This is a genomic window from Pseudomonas sp. AC255 (assembly GCF_979258175.1).
The window spans coordinates 3,507,734-3,525,316 of record NZ_OZ409841.1 but is presented as its reverse complement, the minus strand read 5'-3'; the positions used below and the strand labels follow the sequence as shown (position 1 = coordinate 3,525,316).

The following is a 17,583-nucleotide window of genomic DNA, read 5'->3' as shown; positions in this document are numbered from 1 at the left end:
TGTGGGAGCGAGCCTGCTCGCGAATGCGGTGGAACATTCAATATCCGTGTTGACTGAACCACCGCATTCGCGAGCAGGCTCGCTCCCACAGGGATTTGCTGTGTTTCTTAGATTGCGTTGTGTGATTTCAACCAACCCAGGCCCGCTTCGGTGGTGGTCAGCGGTTTGTACTCGCAACCCACCCAACCCTGATAACCGATGCGATCAAGGTGTTCGAACAGGAAGCGGTAGTTGATCTCACCGGTGCCCGGCTCGTTGCGCCCCGGGTTGTCCGCGAGTTGCACGTGGTTGATCTCGCCCAGGTGCGATTGCAGGGTGCGGGCCAGATCGCCTTCCATGATTTGCATGTGATAGATGTCGTATTGCAGGAACAGATTGACGCTGCCGACCTGCTCGCGAATCGACAGGGCTTGCGCCGTGTTGTTCAGGTAGAAACCGGGAATGTCGCGGGTGTTGATCGCTTCCATTACCAGTTTGATGCCCGCCGCTTGCAGCTTGTCGGCGGCGTATTTGAGGTTGGCGACAAAGGTCTTTTCCACAGTGGCATCGTCAACGCCTTGCGGGCGGATACCGGCCAGGCAGTTGACCTGGGTGTTGCCCAGCACTTGTGCGTAGGCGATCGCCAGATCGACCCCGGCGCGGAACTCTTCGACCCGATCCGGCAGGCAGGCGATGCCACGCTCGCCCTTGGCCCAGTCACCGGCCGGCAGGTTGAACAGCACTTGGGTCAGCCCGTTGGCCTCGAGTTTTGCCTTGATTTCAGCCGAGCTGAAGTCGTACGGGAACAGGTATTCCACGCCACTGAAACCGGCCTTGGCGGCGGCGTCGAAACGGGCAAGGAAATCCTGTTCGGTGAACAGCATGGACAGGTTGGCTGCGAAACGCGGCATGGTGGTCTCCTAAAAACTGATGAGGCACGGTAGGTCAGACTGAACGCGATCAGTCCCCTCTCCTTGGGGAGAGGGTTAGGGTGAGGGGGAATCCTGAGTCAGATCCCGATTGTGCGAACACCGCAAAACCTTTCCCTCACCCCAGCCCTCTCCCAGAGGGAGAGGGGCTAAAAGCAATCAATCGAGCAACGAAATCGCCGTCGGCGCATCGTTGCCGACCAGTGCCAGGTCCTCGAACTCGTTGACCGCGTTGATCTCGGTACCCATGGAGATGTTGGTCACACGCTCCAGAATGATCTCGACGATCACCGGCACCTTGAACTCTTCGATCATCTGTTCGGCCTTGCGCAGGGCAGGGGCGATTTCCGACGGTTCGAACACACGCAGTGCCTTGCAGCCGAGGCCTTCGGCGACTGCGATGTGGTCAACCCCGTAACCGTTGAGTTCCGGCGCATTGAGGTTATCGAAGGACAGCTGCACGCAGTAGTCCATTTCGAACCCGCGCTGGGCCTGACGGATCAGGCCCAGGTACGAGTTGTTCACCACGACGTGGATGTACGGCAGTTTGAACTGAGCGCCGACCGCCAGTTCTTCGATCATGAACTGGAAATCATAGTCCCCCGACAGGGCCACGACTTTCCGGCTCGGATCGGCCTTGACCACGCCCAGCGCCGCCGGAATGGTCCAGCCCAACGGGCCGGCCTGGCCACAGTTGATCCAGTGACGCGGCTTGTAGACGTGCAGGAACTGCGCGCCGGCAATCTGCGACAGACCAATGGTGCTGACGTAGCAGGTGTCCTTGCCGAACACCTGGTTCATTTCTTCGTAGACGCGCTGCGGCTTGACCGGCACGTTGTCGAAGTGGGTCTTGCGATGCAGGCTGGCCTTGCGCTGCTGGCAATCCTGCAGCCAGGCACTGCGGTTTTTCAGCTTGCCGGCGGCTTGCCATTCACGGGCCACTTCGATGAACACGGTCAGCGCGGCAGCGGCGTCGGAAACGATGCCCAGATCCGGGGTGAACACGCGGCCGATCTGCGTGCCCTCGATGTCGACGTGAATGAACTTGCGGCCTTCGGTGTACACGTCAACCGAACCGGTGTGACGGTTGGCCCAGCGGTTGCCGATGCCCAGTACCACGTCGGATTTGAGCATCGTCGCGTTGCCGTAACGGTGCGAAGTCTGCAGACCAACCATGCCGACCATCAGCGGGTGATCGTCAGGGATGGTGCCCCAGCCCATCAGGGTTGGAATAACCGGGATGCCGGTCAGCTCAGCGAACTCGACCAGCAGGTCGCTGGCGTCGGCATTGATGATGCCACCACCGGCGACCAGCAATGGACGCTCGGCCTGATCCAGCAGCGCCAGAGCCTTCTCGACCTGTACGCGGGTTGCGGTCGGTTTGGCCAATGGCAGCGGTTGGTAAGCATCGATGTCGAATTCGATCTCGGCCATCTGCACGTCGAACGGCAGATCGATCAGCACCGGGCCTGGACGCCCGGAGCGCATTTCATAAAAGGCTTTCTGGAACGCGTAAGGCACCTGGCCCGGCTCCAGAACCGTGGTTGCCCACTTGGTCACTGGCTTGACGATGCTGGTGATGTCGACAGCCTGGAAATCTTCCTTGTGCATCCGGGCGCGGGGTGCTTGCCCGGTGATGCAGAGGATTGGAATCGAGTCGGCCGAGGCGCTGTAGAGCCCGGTGACCATGTCGGTGCCGGCCGGGCCGGACGTGCCGATGCACACGCCGATATTGCCGGCCTTGGTGCGGGTGTAGCCCTCGGCCATGTGCGAGGCGCCTTCAACGTGGCGAGCAAGGACGTGATCGATGCCACCGACTTTCTGCAAGGCGGAGTACAGCGGGTTGATGGCAGCGCCCGGGATGCCAAAAGCGGTATCAACCCCTTCACGGCGCATCACCAGAACGGCGGCTTCGATTGCTCTCATTTTGCTCATGGTTTTGTGCCTCTTTACGTTTTGTAATTGTATACAAGTGGCTTTGCGCAGAGTGTATTCACGGCGGACGGCGCAGGTCAATCCATTTTCTCAAGCGCCTGTTTCATTCGTCGGAAGCCCGATGTGCTGTGGCTTTTCGTCGCATGTAGCGCTTTTCGAGAATTATTGTATACAAAAAAATTACTAATTGTGTTCTATTTGTGGCATCGGACTGCGGCACAAACGCGCAGTCCCACGACTTTCCCTATAACAAAATGAGGACGGCACCATGAGCGCTTTAACCTTGAAAGTCGCAGTCAACCTGGTCAGCGAAGCCATCAACGCAGGACGCGGTATCAACGCCGCACCGCTGACCATCGCGGTACTCGATACCGGCGGCCACCTGATCGCCCTGCAACGCGAAGACGGCGCCAGCCTGCTGCGCCCCGACATCGCCATCGGCAAAGCCTGGGGCGCCATCGCCCTGGGTAAAGGCTCCCGCCTGCTCGCCCAGGACGCGCAACAACGCCCGGCGTTTTTTTCTTCGTTGAACAGCATGGGGCAGGGCAGCGTTGTGCCGGCCCCGGGTGGCGTGTTGATTCGCAACCAGGCCGGTGAAGTGCTGGGCGCGATCGGGATCAGTGGGGATTTGTCGGATGTGGATGAGCAGGTGGCGATCAGAGCGGTGGAAGCGCTGGATTTGAGGGCGGATGGCGGGGTGGTTGGCTGAATGTCAGTGTCTGAATAACCGCTTTCGCGAGCAGGCTCGCTCCCCCATTGGATCAGGGTTGGACACAAAATGTCTGAACACCTGAAGCCCACTGTGGGAGCGAGCCTGCTCGCGAATACGATCTGCGCTACACATCTTGCTAAAAGTCTGGCGCTCCCTTTGCCATCTCCACGGCTAGCCTTCTCATGATCAACATATGAGAAGGCAACGGAATGCCGGGTTTATCTGCTTCACATCGCTTGCGCATCGGACGCTATTCAGAACACAACCGCATTTACCTTCTGACCGCCAATACCGCCGGGAGAGAACCTGTATTCAGCGATTTCTTCCTCGGCAGATTGCTTGTAAACCAATTTCGGGCAGCTGAGGAAACGGGATTGGCCAATTCTCTGGCTTGGGTCGTAATGCCAGATCATTTTCACTGGCTGATTGAATTGAAGAGTGGCTCGCTCGGCGAATTGATGCAGCGAACTAAATCCCTCAGCACCAAAGCGGTAAAGCTTTCGACCGGTAGAAAGTCCAGCCTTTGGCAACCTGGCTTCCATGACCGGGCACTGCGTAAAGAGGAGAATCTGGTGAAGATGGCTAGGTATGTCATTGCCAACCCATTGCGGGCAGGGCTGGTCAAAAGCCTTGGCGACTATCCGTTGTGGGATTCGATCTGGTTATGAGTTGAGATCTGCGGTGCGGCCATTCGCGAGCAGGCTCGCTCCCACAGTGGATTTGGATTGGACACAAAATGTCTGGACACCACAACCCCTGTGGGAGCGAGCCTGCTCGCGAAGCGGTTCCCCCGATCTCACCGATCCGGCTCACACCCCTTCAACACCAACCGGATAATCGTCTGCGCCGCCGCTTCATAATCGGCTTCATCAAGCTTGTCTTTCCCGGTCACTGCGGAAATCTGCCAGTCGAAGTCGGCATAGGTCTGGGTCGCGGCCCAGATGCTGAACATCAGGTGGTTGGGGTCGATCGGGGCGATCTGGCCGCGGTCGATCCAGCTCTGGATGCAGGCGATGTTGTGTTTAGCCTGGGCGTTGAGCTGCTCTACCAGGTCAGCGCTCAGGTGCGGGGCGCCGTGCATGATTTCGCTGGCGAACACCTTGGAGGCGTAGGGCAGGTCGCGGGAGATGCGGATCTTCGAGCGGATGTAGCCGCTCAGCACCTCGCTCGGCACACCGTCCGGGTTGAACGGGGTCGAGGCCTGCAGAATCGGCTCGATGATGCTTTCCAGCACCTCGCGATAGAGGTTTTCCTTGGATTTGAAGTAGTAGTAGACGTTGGGCTTGGGCAATCCCGCCTTGGCGGCGATGTCGCTGGTTTTGGTCGCCGCGAAGCCCTTGTCGGCAAACTCTTCGCTGGCGGCGCGCAGGATCAGTTCTTTGTTACGCTCGCGGATTGTGCTCATAAACCCGGTGGTTCCTTGCCTGTTCTGGCGGTGGCGCATGGTAGCACCGGCCTTGAGCGGCGCTCAACAATGCAGCCTGTGGCCGGCGGTCGCGTTATGCTTGGCAACATTCATACACAGAAGGAAACAGGATTCATGGCAGGAAGCAGTTTGCTGGTGCTGATCGATGACATCGCCACCGTTCTGGATGACGTTGCGTTGATGACCAAGATGGCCGCGAAGAAGACCGCCGGGGTGCTCGGTGATGATCTGGCGCTCAATGCCCAGCAGGTTTCGGGCGTGCGCGCCGAGCGGGAAATTCCCGTGGTGTGGGCGGTGGCCAAGGGCTCGTTCGTCAACAAACTGATCCTCGTGCCGTCGGCGCTGGCAATCAGCGCCTTTGTGCCTTGGCTGGTGACGCCGCTGTTGATGGTCGGCGGCGCGTACCTGTGTTTCGAGGGTTTTGAAAAGCTCGCGCACAAGTTTCTGCACAGCAAAGAGGAAGACGAGGCAGAACACGCACAGTTGACCGAAGCAGTGGCCGATCCGGCGACCGATCTGGTGGCGTACGAAAAGGACAAGATCAAAGGCGCGATCCGCACTGACTTCATTCTCTCGGCAGAAATCATTGCGATCACCCTCGGCACCGTGGCAGATGCCTCGCTGACCCAGCAAGTGGTCGTCATGTCCGGCATAGCCATTGTCATGACCGTGGGCGTTTACGGTTTGGTGGCGGGCATCGTCAAGCTCGACGACCTGGGGCTGTGGCTGACGCAGAAGCCCGGGCAGATGGCGAAAAAGATCGGCGGCGGCATTCTCAGCGCCGCGCCGTACATGATGAAAACCCTGTCGGTGGTTGGCACGGCAGCGATGTTCCTGGTCGGCGGCGGCATCCTGACCCATGGCGTGCCGGTGCTGCATCACTGGATTGAAGGCATCGGCGCGGCAGCGGGCAGCGCCGGGTTCGCCGTGCCGATGCTGCTCAATGGTGTTGCGGGGATTATTGCTGGCGCAGCGGTGTTGGCGGTGGTTTCGGTCGTAGGCAAGATCTGGAAAGCGCTGAAGGGTTAATCAGCAACACATAACAAATGTGGGAGCGAGCCTGCTCGCGAATGCGGTAGTTCAGTCAATATCGATGTTGACTGAAACTCCGCGTTCGCGAGCAGGCTCGCTCCCACAGTGTTTTGCGCCAGCCGATTTACTCGGCGATCTGCAACTTGCGCGCTTCGGTGTACACGTACCGCACTTTCTCGTACTCGAACGGCGAGTTCATCTGACCATAGCGGAAGCTGGTCTGGTAGCGCTTGTCGATCGCACGCAAGGCCCAGACTTCCGGATGATTCGAGCTGACTTCCGCGACGTTGAGGAAGTTGATCGCGGTGTCGGCGGTGTAATCCACGGCCAGACCTGCGGTGTCGCGGATGTTCGACGGGCCGAAGATCGGCAGTACGAAGTAGGCGCCGCCCGGTACGCCATAGAAGCCCAGAGTCTGCCCGAAGTCCTCGTTCTGGCGCGGCAGGCCCATGGCGGTTGCCGGATCCCACAGGCCGGCGATGCCGATCGTGGTGTTGAGCAGCAGGCGCGCGGTGGTTTCCATCGAGCGCTGGCCCTTGAACTGCAACAGGCTGTTGACCAGGTTCGGCACGTCACCAATGTTGTTGAAGAAGTTGCTCACCCCGGTACGCAGGAAGCTTGGGGTGATGTAGCGATAGCCATCGACTACCGGCAGGAACACCCACTGGTCGAAGCGGTAGTTGAAGTGATAGACCCGGCGGTTCCACGATTCCAGTGGGTCATAGACGTTCAGCGCATTGAGCGTGGAGCGTTCGAATTCGCGCTGATCCAGGCCCGGGTTGAACTTGAGTTTGGTCAGCGGCTGCTTGAAGCCATCGCTGTCGACCACCACCGGTGCATCGGCTTTACTGTTGTCGGCCTGGGCCACGCCTGCACAGAGGAACGCTGCAATCAGCAGGAGATATTTAGCCACGGAAGAACTCCAGCATGGCGTCGCTGTTGACGCGGTAGTTAAGGTTGCCGCAGTGGCCGCCCAGTGGATAAACGGTCAGGCGATCACCGAAGGTTTTACGCAGGAAGCCCAGGTCGCCAGGGCCGAGGATGACGTCGTCGGCGTTGTGCATCACGGCGATTTTCGGGCTGTCGTGCAGGTAATCCTTGAGCGCATACAGGCTGACCTGGTCGATCAGTTGCAGCAGGCTGCCGCCGTCGGTGCGCGCGCGCCACATCGGAATAACCTGTTCGGTGATGTAGCAGTCGAAGTCGCATTGCAGCGCACGCTTGAGGAACGGCGTGAGGCTGGTGCCTTCGGTGATCGGGAATTTCGGCGGGGTGATCAGGCCGCGACGGTTGACCAGGTCCGAGGTGTAGGCAATGTCGGCTGCCGAAAAGCGGAACGACGTGCCGATGAGCATGGCCATCTGTTCGTTGGTCAAATGTTGCTTGGATTGTTGAAAGTCATACAGCAGCGCATCGTTGAGATCGATGTAGCCTTTCTGCTGGAAGTAGCGGGTCAGCTTGGTCAATACCAGTTCGTAGAACGTGGTGCTGTTGTTGATGCCCTTGACCTCGGTCTGTACCAGCTTGTCGAGGTTGGTCACCGAGGTGTATAGGTTGACCGGCGGGTTGAGCAGCAGGACTTTCTTGAAGTTGAAGCTGCGGCGCGTTTCGTCCAGATGCGCGACGAACGCGGCATCGAGGGCGCCGAGGCTGTAGCCGGTCAGGTAATACTCGGTGACCGGCAGCTTCGGGTTCTGCGCCCGCACGGCCTGCATCACCCGGTACATGTCTTCGGCATCTTCCTTGGTCACGCCCGGCGTGGCGAAACGCGAGGCGGCGCTGATGAAGTCGAAGCTGGTCGGCGAGGACAACTGCACGACGTGGTAGCCGGCCTTGTAATACAGCTTTTTCAGGTATTCGTTGAGCGTGCTGTCAAAGCGCGCGCCGGTGCCGGCAATCAGGAAGATAAGCGGCGCCGGTTTGTCCTGCGTGGCGATGCGGTAAGTGAGTTTCTTCACTGCCCAGAAATTGTCCGGCAGTTGGAATTCACGCTCCGGGCGCAGGGTGAGGCTGCGGTCCGATTGATTGATGTCGTCGTCCAGCGGCAGCTCCGGACGCAGGTCCGGTGGTGTCGTGGCGATCGTCGCCTCGAACGGGTTGGTCAGCGGGTAGCCATAGCTGGCGGCGTCGATATCCACCGCCAGCGCGGACGCACTCAAGATAAGGCCGCTGAACAGCGCGGCGAAGCGCAAGGAACGGAGCATGACTAGATCCCTTAGAGGAAGGTGCCGATTGAAGTTCGCAGGCTATGACCACCGGCCGTGCGCCAAAGTGCCATGCTGCGGCACCAAACAGGCGGAATTCGGGGTAATAGTAGCTGGACGATACACGTTGCAAGGGCTCGCTGAACAGTTAACAGTTGTTAGTGCTTGCGAATGCCGGTCGGCAGATTAAGCTGGCCGCCGATTTCCGCAGATTGGAGTGCTCCATGTCCCGCCGCTTGCCCGTTATTGTGCTGCTCGTTTTGTTGCCGCTGTGGCTGGCCGGCAGTTATGCCGCGCGCTATGGCTTCATGGAAGACGGGCAGTGGGTGGGCATCTGTGTCGACGACGCCGGCCGTTGGGAATGCGTGGTGCGGTCGAACCTGGGGCTGATGATTCATTTCAAGGTGCTGGGCTGGGCGGCGGTGGGCGCGGCGGTATTGGCGTTTGTATTGCCGGGACGGGCAGGGTGGTGGCTGGCGGTGCTGGCGCTGGTGTTCGGCCTGCCGGCGCTGGCGTTGTACAACACCACATTAGCGGTATTTGCGGTGGTGATTGCCGGATTGCGCCTGGTCCGCGAGTCCCGCAGCGCCTGACAGTCAGTCATCGCGGGCAAGCCCGCTCCCACAGGGATTGAGGTGAACACAACATTTGTGTGCAGCAGAAATCCTGTGGGAGCTGGCTTGCCAGCGATGGCGATTTCGAAAGCGCTGAAATCAGGCCTTGCGAACCCGCAGACAGCGCCACAACGCCACCACCATCAATCCACTGACCAGCGCCCAGCCCCACGCCTGCTGATTCAGCATCCCTTCCTGATACAACTGCGGTGCAATCCCCGCGCCAACGATAAAGGTCAGCAGAGCAACCTCCCGACGCGGCACGCTCACCGGGCGGCACAGGTAGACCAGCGCCGGCAGCACGAACGCCATGCTGGCGAAACTGCGATAGCGCGGGTCGAAGACCATTTCCAGCATCATCACCGCCGCGGCAAAACCGGCCACCGCGACCAGCCAGCCGGCGCGACGCTCGAGCAAATCGAAGGCTCGCGCGCGCCAACCGCTGCGTGCGCTCAACGTCAGCGCGGCATGCGCGAGCACCAACAGATTCAACCCGGTCAGCAAGCCGACCCACAGCCATTCCCCGGCAAACCGCGTGGTCAGCCGCGCCAGATCGCCCCAAGCGCCAATCGAGCAAGCAGCGACAGCGCCCAGCAGCGGTAGCAGCAACGCCGAACGAGTGGTGCGCACGCGTCCACCAAGGATCAGCGTGCCGAGGAAAATCAAAGCACCGACTGCCAGCCATTCTTTCCAGTACGGCACATTGCTCACCGGTCCGGCGAGCACGCCTTTGTCCTGCCGATCCGCATCGAACAGCCCCCAGTAGCCGCCGACCGCGCCTTCACTGCCGCGCTTCCACGGTTGATCAAAGGCTTCGATCAGGTTGTAACGCCAGCCTTCCTGCTCGGCCATCGCCACGAATCCACGAATGAATTTCGCCTCGTTGACCCGGCTCGGCACGGCGGTCTCGCGCTGGCGGCCTTCGCTGGGCCAGCCGGTTTCGCCGATCATCACGTCCTTGGGCGCGAACTTGTTGCCGAACACCTGACGCACATCCGCCACATGCCGCAGCGCCACGTCGATATTCGACGGATCGTCTTCCCAGTACGGCAGCAAGTGGATGGTCAGAAAATCCACAGCCGGCGCGACTTCCGGGTGCTTGAGCCAGAATTCCCAAACATCGGCGTAAGTCACCGGTTGCTTGACCTGGCTTTTTACCTTGTTGATCAGCCGGGCCAGTTGCGCGCCGGTGACTTCTTTGCGCAACAGTGCCTCGTTGCCGACGATTACGGCTGTGACCACGTCGGGGTTGGCATTGGCCGATTTGATCAGCAGCTCGACTTCCTGCTCGGTGTCGACCGGGTTGCTGTTGACCCAGGCGCCGATCATCAACTTCAGACCGTGCTTGCGCGCCAGATCGGGCAGGGCGTCGAGGCCGGTCATCGAGTAGGTGCGGATGCATTCAAAGCGCGTCGCCAGCAGCGCGAGGTCGGCATCCATGCGCTCGGGGCGCAATTTGAACGGCACGTCGAACGGCGATTGGTCTTTGTCGAACGGTGTGTAGGAGGCGCATTGCAACTTGTGCGTCGGCGTCGCGGCGTCCGGCAGGATCACCGGTTGGCCGAGGCCATACCAGAAACCGCTAAGGGCCAACAGCCCGAGCAGGCAGGCGAACAGATAAGGCAGAAAAGGAAATCGGTACGTTGCGGACATGGTCAGGCCGAGTGGCTGCAAAGCGACGCATGTTACCTGCATTTATAGAAGGGCTGGTGGCTTGCAGGCGTTGTACATGCAAAGTTCGGGCGGATTGTCTGGCGTCAATTAATCTCGCTTGATTAATGGCTTTCTGATGTCGTTTCTCGCTGCCTTGAGGTCGCTGACAGAGCAGGTCGCCGGCCGCTTGAGGTTGATGATCAAACCATCAGTACCCTTTTTGAAAAATCGGCTGATGTTCGGTGTGTGAGGTCCGGCGTGATGGGGGCGCTGTGCACCATAACAATACGTTGACGATGCCCGGCATCCGTCGGGCGCAGCATTTCGGGGAAGTAAACGATGAAGATGCGACGACTTTTAGGCGCAGGTGCCGCTCTGGCGCTTGCGATGAGTTCCACTTTCGCCAACGCTGAAAAACAGACCCTGAACATCGGCTACGTTGACGGCTGGTCCGACAGCGTCGCGACCACCCACGTGGCGGCCGAAGTGATCAAACAGAAGCTCGGTTATGACGTGAAGCTGCAAGCTGTCGCCACCGGGATCATGTGGCAGGGCGTGGCCACCGGCAAACTCGATGCGATGCTCTCGGCCTGGCTGCCCGTGACCCACGGTGACTACTGGACGAAAAACAAGGATCAGGTCGTCGATTACGGCCCGAACTTCAAGGACGCGAAGATCGGCCTGATTGTGCCGGAGTACGTCAAAGCCAAATCGATCGAAGACCTGAAAACCGACGACACCTTCAAAAACCGCATTGTTGGCATCGACGCCGGTTCAGGCGTAATGCTCAAGACCGATCAGGCGATCAAGGATTACGGCCTGGACAAATACAGCCTCAAGGCCAGTTCCGGCGCCGGCATGATTGCCGAGCTGACCCGCGCCGAGAAGAAAAACGAATCCATCGCCGTCACCGGTTGGGTGCCGCACTGGATGTTCGCCAAGTGGAAACTGCGCTTCCTCGACGACCCGAAAGGCGTGTATGGCCAGGCTGAAACAGTGAACAGCATCGGCAGCAAAGGCCTGGACGCCAAGGCGCCGGAAGTGGCCAAGTTCCTGAAAAACTTCCAGTGGGCCTCGAAAGACGAAATCGGCGAGGTCATGCTGGCGATTCAGGACGGCGCCAAGCCTGATGCAGCGGCCAAGGACTGGGTGGCCAAACACCCGGATCGTGTAGCTGACTGGACCAAATAATTTAAACACCGCCACACCCCTGTGGGAGCGAGCCTGCTCGCGAATGCAATCTGTCAGTTGATGCAATATCGACTGATACGACGCCTTCGCGAGCAGGCTCGCTCCCACAGTTTTTTCTGTGTACCGGAAAATGGCAAAAACATCATGGCCATCTACTACTAAGGTCGTCTGGAACCTCTCTCGCAGCCGCATACATTAGCTACGTTCCAACAATAATTTGTGCTGCGAGGATAAAAACAATGAACGACAGCATTTACCTCTCGATTCAGAACAGTCCCCGATTCAAGGAGCTGGTTCAGAAACGGGAACGATTCGCCTGGATTCTCTCGGCAATCATGCTTGGGCTCTACTCCGCATTCATCCTGCTGATCGCATACGGGCCGCACGTGCTCGGGGCGAAACTCAGTCCTGAATCCTCGATCACCTGGGGCATCCCGATCGGTGTCGGTCTGATCATTTCAGCCTTTGTCCTGACTGGCATCTACGTGCGCCGCGCCAATGGCGAGTTCGACGACCTGAACAATGCGATTCTCAAGGAGGCTCAGCAATGATCCGGCGTCTACTGGCTCTATTGAGTGTTGCGGCTTTCGCGCCGAGTGTCTGGGCGGCTGACGCGTTGACGGGGGAGGTGGCCAAACAGCCGCTGAACATTCCGGCGATCCTGATGTTCGTGGCCTTCGTCGGCGCGACGTTGTACATCACCTACTGGGCTTCGAAGAAAAACAATTCGGCCGCCGATTATTATGCGGCGGGCGGTAAGATCACCGGTTTCCAGAACGGCCTGGCGATCGCTGGCGACTACATGTCGGCGGCGTCCTTCCTGGGGATTTCCGCACTGGTGTTCACCTCCGGCTACGATGGCCTGATCTACTCGATCGGCTTCCTCGTGGGCTGGCCGATCATTCTGTTCCTGATCGCCGAGCGCCTGCGCAACTTGGGTAAATACACCTTTGCCGACGTGGCGTCCTACCGCCTCGGGCAAACCCAGATTCGCACCCTGTCCGCCTGCGGTTCGCTGGTGGTGGTGGCGTTCTACCTGATCGCGCAAATGGTCGGTGCCGGCAAGCTGATCCAGCTGCTGTTCGGCCTCGATTACCACGTTGCGGTGATTCTGGTCGGCGTGCTGATGTGCATGTACGTGCTGTTCGGCGGCATGCTCGCGACCACTTGGGTGCAGATCATCAAGGCAGTGCTGCTGCTGTCCGGTGCCTCGTTCATGGCGCTGATGGTGATGAAGCACGTGGGCTTCGACTTCAACACGCTGTTTTCCGAAGCGATCAAGGTTCACGCCAAGGGCGAAGCGATCATGAGCCCCGGCGGTCTGGTGAAGGATCCGATCTCGGCATTCTCGCTGGGTCTGGCGCTGATGTTCGGCACCGCTGGCCTGCCGCACATTCTGATGCGCTTCTTCACCGTGAGTGACGCAAAAGAAGCGCGCAAGAGCGTGCTGTACGCTACCGGTTTCATTGGCTACTTCTACATCCTGACTTTCATCATCGGCTTCGGCGCGATCCTGCTCGTCAGCACCAACCCGGCCTTTAAAGATGCAGCGGGCGCCTTGCTCGGCGGCAACAACATGGCGGCGGTGCACCTGGCCAACGCGGTGGGCGGCAGCATCTTCCTTGGCTTCATCTCGGCAGTGGCGTTCGCAACCATTCTGGCTGTGGTAGCCGGTCTGACGCTGGCGGGTGCTTCGGCGGTTTCTCACGACCTGTACGCCAGTGTGATCAAGAAGGGCAAAGCCAACGAGAAGGATGAGATTCGCGTGTCGAAGATCACCACTATCGCCCTGGCGGTGCTGGCGATTGGTCTGGGCATTCTGTTCGAAAGCCAGAACATTGCGTTCATGGTCGGCCTGGCGTTCTCCATCGCGGCGAGCTGCAACTTCCCGGTACTGCTGCTTTCGATGTACTGGAAGAAGCTGACCACTCGCGGCGCGATGATTGGTGGCTGGCTGGGTCTGGTGAGTGCTGTTGGTCTGATGATCCTCGGCCCAACCATCTGGGTGCAGATTCTGCATCACGAGAAGGCGATCTTCCCTTACGAATATCCGGCGCTGTTCTCGATGATGATTGCGTTCATCGGGATCTGGTTCTTCTCGATCACTGACAAGTCGGCGGCTGCGGATAACGAGCGGGCGCTGTTCTTCCCGCAGTTTGTGCGTTCGCAGACCGGGTTGGGGGCGAGTGGGGCGGTTTCGCACTAAGAGATCAGCTGTAAGCTTCAAGCTTCAAGCTTCAAGCTTCAAGCTTCAAGCTTCAAGAAAACGCCCTGGTTGAGAGATTGGGGCGTTTTTTTGTGGGTGGTTATGGTTGGTTTTGGGTGTATATCCGTTTTTTGCAGTGCTGCGGCTGGCGGTTTCGCCCTTACGGCGACTTACTTTTTTACAAGCGCCTAAAAAAGTAAGCAAAAAACGCTAGCTCCTGCGTTCGGCCCTCGCAGGCTCGGGTTCCTTCGCTGCGGGATCGATCCTGGCGCAGCGGCTCCGGTTTGCTTCGCTGCACCTCCTTCCGCTGTGTCTGGCTGCGCCAGACGGTCGCTGCGCTCCCACGCCCGGATCAATCCCTCCGCTCAGCCTTCCGACGTCGCCGGTGGATCAAGATCAAAAGCACTCGAGCTAACGCTCATTGTTGAGTGGTTAGAAGCGTCGCACGGCTTGAGATTTTCGGTGGATTCGCCCCTCACCCCAGCCCTCTCCCGAGGGAGAGGGAGCCGATTTGTGTGGTGTTCAAAACCTGCATTCGACTCGGTATCGCAAGTCGGCGTGTTTCGCCTGAACACCTCGGTCAGTCCCCTCTCCCTCTGGGTGTATGTACCGGACACATGGTGAACAGGTGTTCGGAGACATGGTGGACACTTTTTAATAGGCACATTGCTCATCATCAAGGAAATGACTTGTGTCCTGGCAAGAGGCATCCACCATGCAACTTCGTACAGAGTTTGTGCATTTGGCTCGGCAAGAAGGGGTGAATATTCGGCAGCTTTGCCGTCGATTCAATATCAGCCCAAGTACTGCCTACAAATGGCTCAACAGGTTTGAAACCTCGGGTGCAGAGGGTTTGCACGATCAGTCCCGGCGACCAAAAACATCACCCAAACGTTGTGCTGATGAGGTTGAGCAGCAAATTTTGACCATGAGTCAGCAATACGAGGCTTGGGGCGCCCGCAAGCTCAAGCGCGTGCTGGAAGATGAAGGCGCTGTGATGCCCTCCGTCAGCACGGTGCATGCGGTTTTGCAGCGTCATTCGCGTGTTGATCCAAAGGCTGCCGAGATCAAACCATTTATCCGCTTTGAGCACGAAGCGCCTAACGATCTATGGCAGATCGACTTCAAGGGACATTTCAGTCTGAGCCACGGACGTTGTCATCCATTCACAGCCCTGGATGATCACTCACGCTTTTCGCTGTGCATTGCCGCATGTGCCAATGAACAGCGCCAAACGGTACAGGACCATCTAATCCGGTCGTTTCGACGCTACGGCCTGCCGTTGCGCATGACGATGGACAACGGCTCGCCATGGGGCGATCAGACAGGCGTTTACACCGCGCTGGAAGTCTGGCTGATGAGCCAGGGCATCAAGGTCGGCCACTCCCGGCCTTATCACCCGCAGACTCAGGGAAAACTGGAGCGCTTCCACCGCAGCCTGAAAAATGAAGTCCTGCAAGGCCGGTTTTTCACCGATCTCGACGACGCACAACGGGCGTTTGATACCTGGCGCGACATCTACAACCAGAAACGCCCTCATCAGGCGCTGGGCATGGCGGTGCCGGCGACTCGTTACAGTGGCAGCCCACGGGAATATCAGGAGCAACCGGCGGAGCCGGAGTACAACGACGCAGATGTGGTCAGGAAGGTACAGGTGGGAGGCGAAATCTTCTGGAGGAATCGGGAATACAAGATCGGAAAGGCTTTTTATGGCAGGTGCATAGCGATCAGGGAGACGACGGAGGACGGCATCCACGATGTCTACTGGAGTAGACATCGTGTCGCTCGAATCGACTTGAACTTGCAGATCGTGACGGCAGGTAAGAAGATCTAAAACCGTCCACCATGTCTCCGAACATGTGTCCACCATGTCCCCGGTACATACACTGGGAGAGGGCTAGGGTGAGGGGCTCTTGATCTGGCTTTGGCCTTTGCTTTTGATCTTTTGCCCTTTCGGCAGGCTTCGTTACCGGATCGGTCCCGTAACGAAGGTACCCCGAGCCCCAGCGAGCGGGCCGTACGCCGGGGCAAAGCCTTTTGGGTTACCTTTTTGGCGTTTGCAAAAGGTGACTCGCTGTAAGAGCGAAACCGCCAGCGGCAGCACCCGCAGCAACGGATATGCCCCCAAAATCCAAGAACCAGTCGGCCCGAAGGCCGCTGAAACCACAAACAAAAACGGCCTCTATATAAGAGGCCGTTCCTGACACACCACTAAACCATCACAAAAAAGAAAAAACCTTATTTGCGATCTTCCAGCTTGGTAATGTCACGCGACTCGTAACCGGTGTACAGCTGGCGCGGACGGCCAATCTTGTACGGGCTCGAAAGCATTTCTTTCCAGTGCGAAATCCAGCCCACAGTACGCGCCAGGGCGAAAATCACCGTGAACATGCTGGTTGGAATGCCGATCGCCTTGAGGATGATTCCCGAGTAGAAGTCGACGTTCGGGTACAGCGAGCGCTCGATGAAGTACGGGTCGGTCAGCGCGATCTCTTCCAGGCGCATGGCCAGTTCGAGTTGCGGATCGTTGTTGATGCCCAGTTCCTTCAGCACTTCGTCGCAGGTCTGCTTCATGACAGTCGCGCGAGGGTCGCGGTTCTTGTAGACGCGGTGACCGAAGCCCATCAACTTGAACGGATCGTTCTTGTCCTTGGCTTTGGCGATGAACTTGTCGATGTTCGACACATCGCCAATCTCGTCGAGCATGGTCAGCACGGCTTCGTTCGCACCGCCGTGGGCAGGACCCCACAGTGCGGCGATACCGGCAGCGATGCAGGCGAACGGGTTGGCACCCGAAGAGCCGGCCAGACGCACGGTGGAGGTCGAAGCGTTCTGCTCGTGGTCGGCGTGGAGGATGAAGATCCGGTCCATGGCCTTGGCGAGTACCGGGCTGATCGGTTTGATCTCGCACGGGGTGTTGAACATCATGTGCAGGAAGTTTTCCGCGTAAGTCAGATCGTTGCGCGGGTACATCATGGGTTGGCCCATGGAGTACTTGTAAACCATCGCTGCCAGGGTCGGCATCTTCGCAACCAGACGGATCGCGGAAATTTCGCGATGCTGCGGGTTATTGATGTCCAGGGAGTCGTGGTAGAAGGCCGAGAGGGCGCCGACTACACCGCACATGACGGCCATCGGGTGGGCGTCGCGACGGAAACCGTTGAAGAAGGTTTTCAGCTGCTCGTGAACCATGGTGTGGTTCTTCACGGTGCTGACGAACTGGGCCTTCTGTTCTGCGGTCGGCAATTCGCCGTTGAGCAGCAGGTAGCAGGTTTCCAGGTAGTCCGACTTTTCAGCCAGCTGTTCGATCGGGTAGCCGCGGTGCAACAAAATGCCGTTGTCGCCGTCGATATAGGTAATTTTCGATTCGCACGAAGCGGTCGACATGAAACCCGGGTCGAAAGTGAAGCGGCCCGTGGCCGTCAGGCCCCGAACATCGATTACATCGGGACCAACGGTGCCGGTTAAAATGGGCAGCTCGACGGGGGCTGCGCCCTCGATGATCAACTGCGCTTTTTTGTCAGCCATGTGGCCTCCTATTTATGCTTGAACCATCAGACAGACCCCCCACGCAGGGCCCGCACCACTATAGTGAGATAAATTCGAATGTCAATTTGCCTAAAGTCTTGCTCCAGAAGGCTTTAAGCCGACTTTTTCCTCGAAATTGCCTGCCATTTACGCCTTTTATGCAACTTGTGCAAT

General features: G+C 58.6%; 15 protein-coding genes. 8 read left to right on the top strand and 7 right to left on the bottom strand.

Translation table 11 applies throughout. The features are described from left to right. Positions 1 to 107: 107 nt before the first annotated feature. Positions 108 to 890, bottom strand: a complete 783-nt coding sequence (gene hyi / locus ACZZ0K_RS16025; protein WP_258707792.1) for a hydroxypyruvate isomerase — start codon at positions 888 to 890, stop codon at positions 108 to 110. A 177-nt stretch (positions 891 to 1,067) separates the two neighbouring features. Next, complete coding sequence (gene gcl, locus ACZZ0K_RS16020; RefSeq protein ID WP_041479607.1) at positions 1,068 to 2,843, bottom strand: glyoxylate carboligase; 1,776 nt, start codon at positions 2,841 to 2,843, stop codon at positions 1,068 to 1,070. Positions 2,844 to 3,111: 268 nt separating this feature from the next. Here gcl and ACZZ0K_RS16015 point away from each other — a divergent pair, with 268 nt between their 5' ends. Beyond that, the gene (locus ACZZ0K_RS16015; RefSeq protein WP_207807447.1) at positions 3,112 to 3,552 is read left to right on the top strand and encodes a GlcG/HbpS family heme-binding protein; all 441 of its coding nucleotides are present in this window, start codon (positions 3,112 to 3,114) and stop codon (positions 3,550 to 3,552) included. A gap of 212 nt (positions 3,553 to 3,764) precedes the next feature. Then, positions 3,765 to 4,223, top strand: a complete 459-nt coding sequence (locus ACZZ0K_RS16010) for an REP-associated tyrosine transposase (RefSeq protein WP_041479605.1) — start codon at positions 3,765 to 3,767, stop codon at positions 4,221 to 4,223. Positions 4,224 to 4,351: 128 nt separating this feature from the next. Here the strand turns inward: ACZZ0K_RS16010 and ACZZ0K_RS16005 are convergent, their stop codons facing one another. Beyond that, on the bottom strand, positions 4,352 to 4,960 hold the full coding sequence (locus tag ACZZ0K_RS16005; protein WP_041479604.1) for a TetR/AcrR family transcriptional regulator: 609 nt from the start codon (positions 4,958 to 4,960) through the stop codon (positions 4,352 to 4,354). Positions 4,961 to 5,095: 135 nt separating this feature from the next. Between ACZZ0K_RS16005 and ACZZ0K_RS16000 the strand changes: the two genes are divergently transcribed. Then, a complete protein-coding gene (locus ACZZ0K_RS16000; RefSeq protein ID WP_056783879.1) occupies positions 5,096 to 6,010 on the top strand; it encodes a DUF808 domain-containing protein in 915 nt (304 codons plus the stop codon). 127 nt (positions 6,011 to 6,137) lie between these two features. Here ACZZ0K_RS16000 and ACZZ0K_RS15995 read toward each other — a convergent pair whose 3' ends face one another. Beyond that, a complete protein-coding gene (locus ACZZ0K_RS15995) occupies positions 6,138 to 6,926 on the bottom strand; it encodes an MlaA family lipoprotein (RefSeq protein ID WP_056783881.1) in 789 nt (262 codons plus the stop codon). Further along, entirely contained in the window at positions 6,919 to 8,217 is a 1,299-nt protein-coding gene (locus ACZZ0K_RS15990) for a serine/threonine protein kinase (RefSeq protein WP_258707793.1), read from the bottom strand. Before ACZZ0K_RS15990 ends, ACZZ0K_RS15995 begins: the two co-directional genes overlap by 8 nt. Before the next feature lie 224 nt (positions 8,218 to 8,441). Here ACZZ0K_RS15990 and ACZZ0K_RS15985 point away from each other — a divergent pair, with 224 nt between their 5' ends. Continuing rightward, positions 8,442 to 8,810, top strand: a complete 369-nt coding sequence (locus tag ACZZ0K_RS15985; protein WP_150741304.1) for a hypothetical protein — start codon at positions 8,442 to 8,444, stop codon at positions 8,808 to 8,810. A gap of 120 nt (positions 8,811 to 8,930) precedes the next feature. Here the strand turns inward: ACZZ0K_RS15985 and ACZZ0K_RS15980 are convergent, their stop codons facing one another. After that, a complete protein-coding gene (locus tag ACZZ0K_RS15980; RefSeq protein ID WP_252885580.1) occupies positions 8,931 to 10,526 on the bottom strand; it encodes a glycoside hydrolase family 17 protein in 1,596 nt (531 codons plus the stop codon). Between the two features lie 297 nt (positions 10,527 to 10,823). Between ACZZ0K_RS15980 and ACZZ0K_RS15975 the strand changes: the two genes are divergently transcribed. The 4 genes from ACZZ0K_RS15975 (at position 10,824) to ACZZ0K_RS15960 (ending at position 15,715) form a co-directional block, all read left to right on the top strand. After that, positions 10,824 to 11,675, top strand: coding sequence for a glycine betaine ABC transporter substrate-binding protein (locus ACZZ0K_RS15975; RefSeq protein ID WP_041479599.1), 852 nt, complete (start codon positions 10,824 to 10,826; stop codon positions 11,673 to 11,675). Between the two features lie 239 nt (positions 11,676 to 11,914). Next, on the top strand, positions 11,915 to 12,226 hold the full coding sequence (locus tag ACZZ0K_RS15970; protein WP_016771016.1) for a DUF485 domain-containing protein: 312 nt from the start codon (positions 11,915 to 11,917) through the stop codon (positions 12,224 to 12,226). After that, positions 12,223 to 13,881 (top strand): cation acetate symporter, encoded by a 1,659-nt coding sequence (locus tag ACZZ0K_RS15965; RefSeq protein ID WP_016771015.1) that lies wholly within the window; start codon positions 12,223 to 12,225, stop codon positions 13,879 to 13,881. The genes ACZZ0K_RS15970 and ACZZ0K_RS15965 overlap by 4 nt, the downstream gene beginning before the upstream one ends. 691 nt (positions 13,882 to 14,572) lie before the next feature. Then, positions 14,573 to 15,715 carry an IS481 family transposase gene (locus tag ACZZ0K_RS15960; protein WP_122740574.1) on the top strand — a complete coding sequence of 381 codons (1,143 nt, stop codon included), beginning with the start codon at positions 14,573 to 14,575 and terminating at the stop codon, positions 15,713 to 15,715. Between the two features lie 404 nt (positions 15,716 to 16,119). Here the strand turns inward: ACZZ0K_RS15960 and gltA are convergent, their stop codons facing one another. Next, positions 16,120 to 17,409, bottom strand: a complete 1,290-nt coding sequence (gene gltA / locus ACZZ0K_RS15955; RefSeq protein WP_003222994.1) for a citrate synthase — start codon at positions 17,407 to 17,409, stop codon at positions 16,120 to 16,122. Between the last annotated feature and the right edge of the window lie 174 nt (positions 17,410 to 17,583).